A 12,799-nucleotide genomic window follows, 5' to 3' on the forward strand; every position below is an offset into this window, starting at 1 on the left:
TCCAAATAGAGCTATATTAAGCCAAATGATCTTATTATTTATTCCAAACAACTCTATTCACATAATCAGTATACGAGATAATTATTCTAAGTACTTTATCAGAGACATTTGCTTTGGAGTAATCCTCCACCAACCTCATAGATCCCTTTTTTTGAGTTTCAAGTATTTGAAGTCCTTGTAGAATCCTATCTTTTTTTAGACCTACCATCATGACTGAGCCTTCTTCCATAGCTTCTGGTCTTTCATGTGCTTGTCTAATATTTAAAGCTTTGAATTCAAGAATAGATGACTCTTCACTAATAGTTCCACTATCACTAATTACAGCCCTTGAATTTATTTGAAGCTTATTGTAGTCATTAAATCCTAAGGGTTTTATAATCCTTACTAGTGGGTTGAATTTAATACCTTTGACATCTATCATATTTTTTGTTCTAGGATGAGTGCTCACAATAATTGGAATATTGTATTTTTCCGCAATAGAATTCAACGTATCCACTAAATTCATAAAGTTGATTTCCGAATTAATATTTTCTTCTCTGTGAGCTGAAACTACAAAATAATCATCTTCTTTTAGTTCTAGTCTCTCTAATACATCCGATTTCTTTATATCTTCTTTTCTTGAGTTAAGAACCTCAAACATGGGACTTCCCGTCTTGATAATCAGATCAGCAGGTAACCCTTCTCTTAATAAATACTCTCTAGCAATATCACTATAAGTTAAATTAACATCTGCAATATGATCTACTATTTTTCTATTTGTTTCCTCAGGCACTCTCTGATCAAAACATCTATTACCTGCTTCCATATGGAAAATTGGAATCTGTCTTTTTTTTGCAACAACAGCGCATAAACAGCTGTTTGTATCACCCAATACTAAAAAGGCATCTGGATTAACTTGTTCCATAATAGGATCAATTTTAATAAGAATATTACCTATCGTCTCCACTGCCGTTCCAGTAGCAGCATTAAGAAAGTATTGTGGTTTTTTTAAATTAAAATCTTTAAAGAACACTTCATTTAACTCATAATCGTAATTTTGACCAGTATGAACAAGTGTATGCTCAATTACATTTGACTGTTCTAATTTATTAATTACTGCAGAAAGCCTAATAATCTCAGGTCGGGTACCAACTACTGTCATAACCTTCAATTTTTCCAATTACTTCACCTCCAAAAAGAAAGTATCAGGTTTCTCAGGATTAAGTTGCTCATTTGCCCACATAATAGTTATCATATCCGAATCGTTAGAAAGGTTTTGGATATTATGCGTATATCCAACAGGAATATCAACAACTTCTAAATTTTCACCACTCACAAAATATTCTATAATCTTATCAGAATTAATTTTTTTAAATCGAATTACACCTTTACCACTTACTACGAGAAATTTTTCAGTCTTAGTATGATGCCAGTGATTTCCTTTAGTAATACCTGGTCTAGAAATATTAACAGATACCTGCCCTCGATCGGGGGTCTTAATAAATTCTGTAAAAGATCCTCTTTGATCTTTATTCATTTTCAAATGATAACTGAATTGATCTTCAGGTAAATAACTAAGATATGTACTATATAATTTCTTTGTTAATGCATCAGACATATCTGGAATAGATTGCGTTTCACGACTTTTTCTAAAAGAATAAATCATTTCAACAATCGCTCCGAGAGTGACAGTATAAGTTACTGGAACACTGACATAATCACCTTTTAAATTTTTATTGTTAACTAAAATAAGTACTAGTTCTTCTACTAAATCATCAATATAAACTAAATTCATTACAACATCAGGATCATTTACCGTAATAGAAAAATCATGAGCAATATTATAGCAAAAAGTCGCTATAGCACTATTGTAATTTGGTTTACACCATTTTCCAAATACATTTGGAAGTCGATATAAAAAAACTTTAGATCCTGTTTCTTCACTATATTCTAACAGCAATTTTTCACATGCTTTTTTACTAATTCCATAATCATTATTATATTGAGCCTGTACAGAAGAAGAGATCATGATCGGACAATTGTTTTGATATTTTTTAAGAGTATTCAATAATATCGACAAAAACCCATAATTTCCATCCATAAACTCAGATTTATCTTTTGGACGGTTTATTCCAGCAAGATGAAATACAAAGTCTGCCGTTTTACAATAATGATCTAGTAATTCTTGACCTGTTTCTCGAGAATATTCAAATATATTTAAGTTACCTTGATTCTTCAGTTCCGCTATAAGATTCCTAGCAATAAATCCTTCTGAGCCAGTGATTAAAATATTATTCATTATGAAATCCTGCCTCTCAATTGTTCTTGAACATAATCTAACTCCACTAATTTCCTCTTAATTTGATCAATGTTCAACATTTCTGTATTATGTGAATTATATTCATTTTCTGAAGATAATTTTTGATCACCTAACTCGAAATACTTATCATAATTTAGATCTCTATTATCTGCTGGTACTCTATAGAAGCCTCCCATATCTTGAGCTACAACATGTTCTTCCCTAGTAAGCAACGTTTCATATAATTTTTCCCCATGTCGGGTGCCAATGACCTTGATCTCATTATCAGTAAGAAATAGCTCGTTGACTGCTTGTGCAAGATCACCAATAGTTGATGCAGGCGATTTCTGGACCATAATATCTCCAGCTTCAGCATTCTCAAATGCAAATATTACTAATTCTACGGCTTCCTCTAAGCTCATTAGAAACCTAGTCATGTTAGGATCAGTAACTGTGATAGGCTTTCCATTCTTTATTTGCTCAATAAACAATGGAATTACTGAGCCTCTAGAAGCCATCACATTTCCGTAACGTGTACCACAAATCAATGTCTTATTAGGATCTACTGTTTTTGCTTTTGCAACAAACACTTTTTCCATCATAGCTTTTGAGATTCCCATAGCGTTAATCGGATATGCTGCTTTGTCAGTAGATAAACAAATAACCTTTTTTACACCTTCATCAATAGCGGCTGTAAGTACATTATCCGTTCCTAATATATTTGTTTTCACTGCTTCTAACGGGAAAAATTCACATGAAGGTACTTGTTTCAATGCAGCAGCATGGAAAATGTAATCGACACCGTGCATGGCATTTTTCACGCTAGATAAATCACGTACATCGCCTAAATAGAACTTTAGTTTTTCATTTTTATATTGCTTTCGCATGTCATCTTGTTTTTTCTCATCTCTTGAGAATATACGTATTTCTTTAATACCAGTATTTAAAAATCTTTTCATTACAGCATTTCCAAACGAACCTGTACCACCAGTTATTAAAAGAGTTTTATTTGTAAACATTTAACTATCTCTCCCATATAAATTAATATTTCTTCTCATTTTTTTAATATTCTTATATTGATAAGAGATGACTCGATTTCGAGTCTTTATTCAAATAGTGATTCTATCTCATCTAGAAATGCTTGTGGCGTATTTTTATACATTTTTATATTTAATTCATAAAAATCTACTTTCTGATTCTTGCTAGATACAATAAATCTTTCTACTTTTAAAATATCATCTTCAATACTTTCTGTTTTTTCATTCAATAACAATGACAATCGATAATTTTTCAAATAAGCTAAACTTGGCTCATCATCGATTGGATATGTAGAAATTATTGGTTTTCCTGTAGACATATACTCAAAAATTTTACTTGGGACCATCGTAGTAATATTATTTCCGATATTAATTAAAATGTCAGCGTCCCTTATTACCTTCATTGCCTCAACATGCGATATACTATCAATTACATTAATTTGATTTCTAATACAGGTTTCTTGCGCATTCCTGATTATCTGAGGACAAGTATTAGTACCAATTATTGTAAGAACACAGTTTTCTAGATTCAGTCTATTAAAGACTTCTAGAATGTATTTTGGATTTCTAATATGATAAGGTATTGATCCTATATACACTAAATTTATTTTATTGTGATCAAGAATGTTAGTACGTTCTAATTCAATTTTATTTTCAATTAATAAAGGGATATCAAGATATCGAATCTCTGAATAGTATTTTTGGGACGTGCTAAATCTCTCATGATGTTTTTGACTTGATTTCATTACAATTACTTTACTAGCATCGTTTAGTAATCCCCTTTCCCACTTTAATCCTCTTTTTCTAGTCCACTCCTTTGAGAAAACCTTTGGTCCATATCCACCTGATAGTGAATCTAAAAAGTAGGGAACAAACTTTACTACCGGAAATTTTCTTTTAATTAAATATCCTGCGATGATAGTATCTATTTGTGTATAGGTGGAAATGATACAATCATAGCTTTCATTCAAGAATATCCTTTTAGCTTCTTTATAAAAACGAAATGTATATAAAGGAGAGATTAGTGGCCATGTAGAAATACTTAATAATAATTTAAGTTTATTTAAAGAATAAGACAATTTGCTAACTAACTTGGACATAATTCCAGATCGGTAGTTACACCATTTATCTAAACGATAAGTTAAGCGTGGTTTTATTACTCTATAAATTATTCCATCTTTTATCTCACTTTTAAGCGAATCATGTTCTTCATTAGTTATACAGATGACCTTATAGTTTCTATCTATCATTTCTTTCATTACCGCATCCACACAGATTCCATTAGCTGATGATTTTTCACCGACTAAAAACAATACAGTTCTCATAATTCCCCTCCAAAAGAAGGTTTATTTAGATTCTTTTTATTACGTTTAAAATTTTTAGTTCCATAGAAAATTAATACATACATAAAGGCAATTCTAATAAAATCTTCACTCATTATCACTAACAACAATGCTATAGCTATAAGACACCTTGAAATATTACCAGATTTAAAATGCATGATATTTCTTAAGTAATAATAATTACATGAAACTCCCCATAATAGACCGAAAAGAGCAAACCAATTAATTGGGGTGAATGTCGGCATTGTAAAGATTTTCTCAGCAGCCATTGCAAGATACTGTCTATAACCAACACCTATTAAAGGTGATCTTATAAATTCATAAAACGGAAAAACAATAGCATTAACCCTTACAGTTGTTGAAAAGTTTGTGCTACCACCCTCAGAGAATACTCCTTCTAGCTTTCCGAATATTAAACGAATATACTCTTCAGGCATAAATTCTAGTACCAAAAATGAAAGTAAACTTATAACCAAAAAATATTTATAAGTTTTTTTGTAGTTCATATTAATTCTTCCATTGTTAATTAGATATGCTAATAAAATAGGAACAAGAACAATATAACCTGTGGTTGAAAATGTCGTAATAATTGCAATAATAAATCCTACAACGTATCTTTTTCTTACTGTTTTTTTTGTAAACAATTCGAAAATCAATGCTAAATTTAAATATACTTGAAATGCACCTGGCTCCCAAAACAGACCATAATTTCTATTAAATTCAGCTCCAGGTAAAGCGACAGAAAAAAACAAATTATGAACCTCAACCCCTACTCTATAACCAATAACAGGGGTGAAGTTTAATATAGATGGAACGAAAGATACTATTAAATAAACAATTATAGAAAATACCGATATAAAATACATTATTTTAAGATATACATTTATAAATCTTTCAAAGGAATATGCTAATGTTACTAAATAACCAGAAATCACAGCACTTAGTATAATAATATGATTGTAAATGCCATCACCATAAATGAAAGATGATACCAATGAAACAATAATAAGTAATAGCAACAACAAATAACTTTTAAGATTAAAATTTTCTTTAAAATTTCTATTATTCAAGATCACACTTAAAATAGAAATGAAAATTAAACCCACTATACAAATAGTTCCAGATACAAGTCCTGATATGGTAGCGAAGTAAGAAGAAGTGATATAAATTAAAAGGAAAATAATAATATATGAACTTCGTTTTTCTTTAAACTCTATCTCATTTATTGATTGTTTCGGCAATTCTTATGCACCCACTTATTTTTGTTTAATCAATATTTCTTAACCACTATCATAAGTAGCATCAGCCAAAAAAATATTTTAATTTTTACCAATAAATATTTTAGTTGATAGAACTTAACATACAGATTCGTTGCTTCGTTGCAGTTTTCTATAAAAAATAATAGATAACAACTAAATTATCAACGCCGTTCAATATCATAAAAGCCTCAAAAGAAGTTTACTTATCTTTTACGATATTTCGTAATGCTAATTGCCCTTTATTGTAACTAATCAGAATTCCATCTATTTCTCTATCACAATTCCGTATAAAATCGGGCCATGAAATTGAATTGTAATACTTAAATAGATCCTCGGAGAAGCTATTATCATAAGGGTTACACTTAATACCAATTTCACTCTTAGTTAATTGTTCTCCCATAAAAGAACCTTCATTACAGAGTTGAGGGATATAAAAAACCAATCCATCATAATATTTGTTTGCCATTGCGGGTTGCATTGTCCTATCATTATCAAATAGATTATGAATAATTTCTGTATTCCTTGCGAATTCATATCTTTCTTCTGGCTTATATTCACCATGAAAAAAAACATTCCCTATTTCATTTTCTCCGCAATACCTTTTCAAGTTAAATGCAGTCTCTTGTTCTCTTCCGTGATAATGGAGCTCAAATCGGTTATCATTAGCCAAACTCTTAATAATAGCTTTATTGATACTTTCATGCCTTATAAACCCCCAATATCTTATTCTAATGGGTTTAATCTCTCGCAATTCATTACACCTAACATCTCTATGATTAAGAGACTCTAACAAAATGTTATGAGAAGTATATATATAATCGACTAAAGGAAGATAAACTCTAAATGCATCTGAACTAACAAAAGTTGCAACTGAACGATTTACTAGCTTATGAATAATTTTTTTATAAAAGCCTATGCTTTCAAATGTAACGTCCCGATAATCTAATATGTATTTTTTGTGATAATACTTTACTAAGACATCATATAGCAATACGCCTGGTAATGTATGCATTACGACCACAAGATCAAAAATTTGATTTTTTAATAATTTTTTGGCTTTTTCTCGATATTTTAGAAAACTCGTCATCTTTTTTATTTTGGCTACTTCATCTTCTTGAAAAAAATTAAATTCATGTAATTTCACATAATCGGGGATTGGAATTTCATCTTTTCCATCTCTATTCCAATATAATAAGTGAATTTCATTATCTTCATTTGCAAATTGCTTTAAATAAAAATTCATATACGGCATATAAGCAATCTTTGTAAAACCAATTAACAGTATTTTCATAGTGCGTTCACCTTTAGCTCATTTAAAATCTCAATATATTTTCTTGTGTTAGTGGTACTAGAATAATTCTCTTCTCCAAATAATTTCGCCTTATCTGCCATCTCTGTAATTTTCTCAGGATGAAGATAAAGATCTAATATAACTTTCGCTAACTCCTCATGATCACTATTCGATACAGATATTCCAATTCCATTATCATTGAACATTGTAGAATACCTTGACTCGGGCTCTACTGAATTCACTATCACACGACGACAGGCCATTAGAATAGGTGCTTTACTCGGAACCCCATTCCCGATTACGCCTTTATTTAAGGGGATGATACAAATTGAGCAAGCACTATATACATCCGGAACGATTTCTATCGGTTGAAGAGGATAAAATATTATATTTCTAAGATTACGATTTTTCACTTCATTCATGAATTCTTGTTTGACATTTCCGTCACCAACTATTTGAAAAACAATTGCTTCATTTTCTTTTAGTAGAGTGGCAGCCTCCAAGATAGCCTTATAATTAAAAACATAACCAATTGTTCCGGCAAATTGAACATAAAACTTATCTGTGGAAATATTATATTTTTTAATAAAGTTATTGTCTTCTAAAGGTATTTCTTTAACAGCCTTATCATCATACCACGCAGGCACTACCTTTATTTTTCCAACAGGAACCTGTTCCTCAATTATTTTCTCTTTCATATCATCCGAAAGAACAGTGATTATGGCGCTCATTTTATATGTTACTTTTTGAATGAATTTAAGTGTATTATATAAAAACTTATTCTTAATTACACCAATGTCATAGGCGTGTCCTGGAAAAACATCGTATATATTATAAACTATCGGCTTTCTAAGGAATATTCTGAGCATTAGCAACTGATAAATAACAGTCGGACAAGATTGTAAAAATACAAGATCTATATCTTTGATCTTGCGCCATTTTCCAAAACTGGTGATTGCAAACAATGCCTCATCCAAATATCTTCTTATGAAACTAGTTTTATCTATTATTTTCCGATCAACTACATCATATGTAAAACCAATCTTATCTTTCAACATAGAGGGAACATCAGGATTAATTTTTTTTCTTCTACTCTGTACAAGATGAACCTCATATCCCGCATCAATGAAATCATTTATCATAACCATAGCCATTTGATTATTAGGCCCTGGAGTATCAAAACCTTCCGTAGTAATAAATAGCAGCTTCATTCCATATATCTCCCTTTATGAATGCAATTAACTAAATCAGCCCTATTGAAGTCCCCTATAGAGGTTCAGAGCCTTCTTCACATCACATAATCTTACTTACCACATCTTCCTACATTTCAAATTTTCTAGATCCACCTTCAACTACACCCTCACTTTTTGTAACACTCACTAAAGTTGTACAGAAACATTTCGCATCCATTATAAATCCAATCTTATTAACATATTCCCCATCCAAACTCGCCTTTTTCTCAATCTCCAACTCATCCCGACCATTAATCTGCGCCCACCCGGTCAATCCAGGCTTAATATCATTTGCTCCGTACTTATCACGCTCCGCAATCAAATCATACTGATTCCATAACGCAGGGCGAGGTCCAACGATACTCATCTCACCTTTGAGGATATTAATAATCTGAGGTAGTTCATCCAAGCTTGTTTTTCTTAGGAACTTGCCTACTTTTGTTATAAAAAAATCTGGGTCCTTCAATAGATGAGTTGGCATATCATTAGGCGTATCCGTTCGCATCGTTCTGAATTTGAGAATGTAGAATTCCGATTTTTTTTTACCTAATCTCTTTTGTTTAAATAGGATAGGCCCTTTAGAGCTTGTCTTAATCGCGATCGCGATGATCAAAAAGACCGGCCATAACACTAACATTCCGATTAAAGCCAACAGAAAATCAATGGTTTGTTTCACGTAAACATAAGGTCTCATAAGTTCACCTGATCCTTTAAGTTACTATTTTCTATCTATGTACATCATCTCTATGTCCAAGAGACATAGAGATGATCGTCTTATCTTGTTTAGTTTTTCATTGCCTCAGCCGCATTTTTCCCTGACTGAAGTGTCGATTCAAATTTACTTCTATACTGACTAATAATCTCCGTACTATATCCGTTACTGTTCAGTTTTTGTTCAGTGTCGGCTATTATACTGTTGAAGTTGGCAGTTAATGAGGCTAGTTGTTGTACACCTTTAGCCTTAATACTCTTTTTACTCGCTTCATCTTTTGCTCCGAAATATTCTAACGCAATACTCATTAATGTCGATCGGCTTTGTTCTTCAAGCGCAGTAAGTTTGGCTTCCGTTTCACTAGTAATGGTTTCATAAGAAACCTTTCCAGTTCCCGCTGAACCACCATTAACTGCACTGGTTGAATCCGTTGGTACTGGTGTCGCTACTGGAGATGTATCCTTAGTGCCACCTTGTTCTTGATAAGCCTTAGAAGCAGCAGTAATGGTTTTCGTCTTCTGATCCCAGCTAATGTTATGACCTACAGATTCCGATAAAAAACGTAGAGGGACATATAAGGAGCCATTCAAGATAAAGCTGGATTGCCCCGTAGGTAATGCCTTAGCTGCACCGTTAAATACATAACTTGCCTTCACTTGATTGAGTACAAGATTCTTAGATACTACTGAAGCACTATTCCCGTTGGTTGCATTCATTAGATACTCTTTAATCACAACTAGCTCTGAACTGCTAGGCTCTGCTACATTAACCTTAACGTTCTTAGCATCCCAAGCTACACTCTTTTGTAATGCATATGACATAAAGCGTAATGGAACATAAGTTGTATTATTGTACATGAATACATATTGACCTGTAGGCGTCCCAATACTTGCTCCATCAAAAACCATCTTCACATTCATGCTTTGTACTTTGACTGTAGCTGCTGCTGCCGCCTTAGTTGTTGCATTTGGGACCGCCGCTGCTGATACGGAAATAGGTGCAGATGCCGTTAAGGGTGCTAACCCTATTGAAGCTATTAACGATAGAGCTATGACTGGTAGCGTTGCTTTAGACATACTTATTCACTTCCCTTTTCTTTCGCTTTTAATTGCTCTTCCTCTTTAAGGACTTGATCACGTGTCTTCCCTTGACTCACGCCGTACTTCTTAGCTACCTGTGAAAGCTCATTATATTGTTCTTCAGAAACTTTACCGAGGATGATACTGCGTGCTTCCCGTTTCTCATCAAGCGTCAGACCACCCTTAGCTAGATCTTTTAGCCGATTGATATCCGATACACTTAGTTGACCGAGTACAATAGCAGCTACATCTGCCTTATCCTTCATCGTAACATTGTCTTGAATTTCTTTAGCTTTATCTATTGAGACCTGTGCCGTATAGCCATCTGAAGAGCCATCTTTCGAATCTGTTGATGGTGTTTTCGTAGGCTCACTAGTAGTTGAAGCTGTTGTATCTTTTCCAGCTTCCCCAGTATCTTTGCTTCCCACATCATCTGTTGATGGAGTAGGTGTTGCAGACGCTACAGGATCGACTTTACCATCCACTACTGTATCTTCAGGTGTAGTTCCTTGATCTTGACCACCATTAACTTGATCCTCAGACTCCAGATCAAAACCATCCACCATAGAATTCATCAGCTTATCGACCGCATAATTCGCAGCGAACAAACCACCAACACCCAGAACTACAATGACTGATAGCGTCCATAAAAGGATCTTTTTCCATCGTTTATTAAACACTTGCATATCCCCCTTTATGAATGAATTAGCTAATAGCAACTTGGGCAACGGGCTGCATCGGTACAATCTGATTGATTATTTCGCGTATAACTTCAGGTTCTTCAGCGAGAACACGTTCCAAACGTTTAAATTCCAGCTCCAACTGATTCAGACTGATTACATTAGGTCTACCGATAAATATTCTTCCATGATCTGTAGAACCTAAATTTTCTTCATCCGTCAACAGCTCTTCATACAACTTCTCACCCTCACGAATACCGGAGAATTGAATATCAATATCCTTATAGGGTTCATAACCTGAGAGTGTAATCAAATCTTCAGCTAAGGTTAGAATCTTTACCGGTTCACCCATATCCAGAATGAATACTTCTCCACCTTTGGCAAAAGAGCCCGACTGGATTACAAGCTGCACAGCTTCTGGAATCGTCATAAAATAACGAACCATCTCTGGATGAGTAACCGTAACCGGACCACCCACAGCAATCTGCTGTTTAAAGGCCGGGATCACACTTCCACGACTGCCAAGCACGTTTCCAAAACGCACAGCTGAGAACTTCGTTCTACTCGTGGTATGCAAACTCTGCACATACATTTCTGCAATCCGCTTAGTTGCACCCATCACACTTGTTGGGTTAACCGCTTTATCTGAAGAGATCATTACAAATCTCTCCGCACCATATTTATCTGCACAATCCGCAACATTTCTTGTTCCAAACACATTATTCTTAATCGCCTCGGAAGGGTTACGCTCCATTAATGGAACGTGTTTATGTGCTGCCGCATGAAAGACAACATGTGGATTATGACTACTGAATATGTCCATCATCCGACTGCGGTCCTGTACATCTGCGATTACGGTAACAATATTCAGATCAGGAAATTGCTTACGAAGCTCCATTTCAATCGTATAAATGCTATTCTCGCCGTGTCCAAGCAGCATTAACTTGTCCGGGCCGAATGGCGCAATCTGCCGGCAGAGTTCTGAACCAATCGATCCACCAGCCCCCGTAACTAACACAGTCTTGTGGTGGACATACCCTAGGATACTGTTCAAATCCGCTATAATTGGCTCACGGCCTAGTAAATCTTCAACACTAACATCTCGCAGTTTCTTCACGGATATTTTCCCCGCGATCAGATCGTTAAGTGCGGGTATAATCTTAAGCTTAGCACCGGTCTTCTTTGCCAGATTAATAATTTCAGAGATTTCAGTACGTGAAACTGAGGGCATGGCGATAATAATCTCATGAATTTCCCGTTCTTTCACAATAGCGGGGATCGCGTAACGATTCCCTAACACGGGCACACCCAGTATAGACATATGATATTTATTGATACTATCATCAATGAAACCTACCAGCTTCGTATGAGCAAAAGACGGACCCATCATTTCCCGAGCAATTAGTATTCCACAATCCCCTGCACCTACAATTAGTGTTTGGGTCTTAGTGTCTTTGTAATTAATTCTGTCATTATGGAGTACTCTCCACAAAAACCGAACCCCACCTACTAATAAAAGAATGGTCTCCATCGACCTAACTTCTATTGCAAGGGGTACTCTATCTGGCAAAATCAGATAAGCTAGGGCAAATGAAAACAAAGACCCTACTACAATGGCTTTAGAAACCGATATAATCTCACCAATGCTGGCATATTGCCACATTCTACGGTAGAGACCAAAATATATCAAACTTCCCCCGAATGCAAATGTTGCAATCAAGCCAAATTGCAGCATCTGTGCACCGTATTCCTGAAGAGCGTGGTTAGGATACCGAAATAAATAGGATGTCACAATGCTGAACCAGATGATTGCTAGGTCAATGAGGAATAATAGAACCACTCTAGATTTCGCTGTCATTTTCAGTGCCTCCAAAAACAACATTATTGT

The 12,799-nt window shown here is 34.2% G+C and carries 11 protein-coding genes; all 11 read right to left on the bottom strand.

The window, feature by feature from the left end; genetic code table 11:
• Window positions 1–34: 34 nt before the first annotated feature.
• The 11 genes from wecB to MHB64_RS24745 all read right to left on the bottom strand — a co-directional run bounded on the left by wecB (window position 35) and on the right by MHB64_RS24745 (window position 12,769).
• Window positions 35–1,159 (bottom strand): non-hydrolyzing UDP-N-acetylglucosamine 2-epimerase, encoded by a 1,125-nt coding sequence (gene wecB, locus MHB64_RS24695; RefSeq protein WP_341135563.1) that lies wholly within the window; start codon window positions 1,157–1,159, stop codon window positions 35–37.
• Window positions 1,160–2,278, bottom strand: coding sequence for a capsular polysaccharide biosynthesis protein CapF (locus tag MHB64_RS24700; RefSeq protein WP_341135564.1), 1,119 nt, complete (start codon window positions 2,276–2,278; stop codon window positions 1,160–1,162).
• A complete protein-coding gene (locus MHB64_RS24705) occupies window positions 2,278–3,297 on the bottom strand; it encodes a nucleoside-diphosphate sugar epimerase/dehydratase (RefSeq protein WP_341135565.1) in 1,020 nt (339 codons plus the stop codon). The genes MHB64_RS24700 and MHB64_RS24705 overlap by 1 nt, the downstream gene beginning before the upstream one ends.
• Before the next feature lie 86 nt (window positions 3,298–3,383).
• The gene (locus tag MHB64_RS24710; RefSeq protein ID WP_341135566.1) at window positions 3,384–4,640 is read right to left on the bottom strand and encodes a glycosyltransferase; all 1,257 of its coding nucleotides are present in this window, start codon (window positions 4,638–4,640) and stop codon (window positions 3,384–3,386) included.
• The gene (locus MHB64_RS24715) at window positions 4,637–5,899 is read right to left on the bottom strand and encodes a hypothetical protein (protein ID WP_341135567.1); all 1,263 of its coding nucleotides are present in this window, start codon (window positions 5,897–5,899) and stop codon (window positions 4,637–4,639) included. The genes MHB64_RS24710 and MHB64_RS24715 overlap by 4 nt, the downstream gene beginning before the upstream one ends.
• Window positions 5,900–6,116: 217 nt before the next feature.
• Window positions 6,117–7,208: a hypothetical protein gene (locus MHB64_RS24720; protein ID WP_341135568.1), complete on the bottom strand. Its 1,092-nt coding sequence runs from the start codon at window positions 7,206–7,208 to the stop codon at window positions 6,117–6,119.
• Entirely contained in the window at window positions 7,205–8,419 is a 1,215-nt protein-coding gene (locus MHB64_RS24725; RefSeq protein WP_341135569.1) for a glycosyltransferase family 4 protein, read from the bottom strand. The genes MHB64_RS24720 and MHB64_RS24725 overlap by 4 nt, the downstream gene beginning before the upstream one ends.
• A gap of 109 nt (window positions 8,420–8,528) precedes the next feature.
• Entirely contained in the window at window positions 8,529–9,134 is a 606-nt protein-coding gene (locus MHB64_RS24730; RefSeq protein ID WP_341135570.1) for a sugar transferase, read from the bottom strand.
• Window positions 9,135–9,223: 89 nt separating this feature from the next.
• Window positions 9,224–10,228 (bottom strand): copper amine oxidase N-terminal domain-containing protein, encoded by a 1,005-nt coding sequence (locus MHB64_RS24735; RefSeq protein ID WP_280788287.1) that lies wholly within the window; start codon window positions 10,226–10,228, stop codon window positions 9,224–9,226.
• Window positions 10,229–10,230: 2 nt separating this feature from the next.
• Window positions 10,231–10,911, bottom strand: coding sequence for a hypothetical protein (locus tag MHB64_RS24740; protein WP_280788286.1), 681 nt, complete (start codon window positions 10,909–10,911; stop codon window positions 10,231–10,233).
• A gap of 25 nt (window positions 10,912–10,936) precedes the next feature.
• Window positions 10,937–12,769: a polysaccharide biosynthesis protein gene (locus tag MHB64_RS24745; RefSeq protein ID WP_341135571.1), complete on the bottom strand. Its 1,833-nt coding sequence runs from the start codon at window positions 12,767–12,769 to the stop codon at window positions 10,937–10,939.
• Window positions 12,770–12,799: the final 30 nt, after the last annotated feature.

This window comes from Paenibacillus sp. FSL K6-2859, assembly GCF_038008265.1.
Classification (GTDB): Bacteria; Bacillota; Bacilli; order Paenibacillales; family Paenibacillaceae; genus Paenibacillus_AQ; species Paenibacillus_AQ nitricinens.

Excerpts from the sequence above, each read along its gene's own strand:
- MHB64_RS24700 (WP_341135564.1), bottom strand. The coding sequence starts at position 2,278 with ATGAATAATATTTTAATCACTGGCTCAGAAGGATTTATTGCTAGGAAT.
- MHB64_RS24705 (WP_341135565.1), bottom strand. The coding sequence starts at position 3,297 with ATGTTTACAAATAAAACTCTTTTAATAACTGGTGGTACAGGTTCGTTT.
- MHB64_RS24710 (WP_341135566.1), bottom strand. The coding sequence starts at position 4,640 with ATGAGAACTGTATTGTTTTTAGTCGGTGAAAAATCATCAGCTAATGGA.
- MHB64_RS24720 (WP_341135568.1), bottom strand. The coding sequence starts at position 7,208 with ATGAAAATACTGTTAATTGGTTTTACAAAGATTGCTTATATGCCGTAT.
- MHB64_RS24725 (WP_341135569.1), bottom strand. The coding sequence starts at position 8,419 with ATGAAGCTGCTATTTATTACTACGGAAGGTTTTGATACTCCAGGGCCT.
- MHB64_RS24730 (WP_341135570.1), bottom strand. The coding sequence starts at position 9,134 with ATGAGACCTTATGTTTACGTGAAACAAACCATTGATTTTCTGTTGGCT.
- MHB64_RS24735 (WP_280788287.1), bottom strand. The coding sequence starts at position 10,228 with ATGTCTAAAGCAACGCTACCAGTCATAGCTCTATCGTTAATAGCTTCA.
- MHB64_RS24745 (WP_341135571.1), bottom strand. The coding sequence starts at position 12,769 with ATGACAGCGAAATCTAGAGTGGTTCTATTATTCCTCATTGACCTAGCA.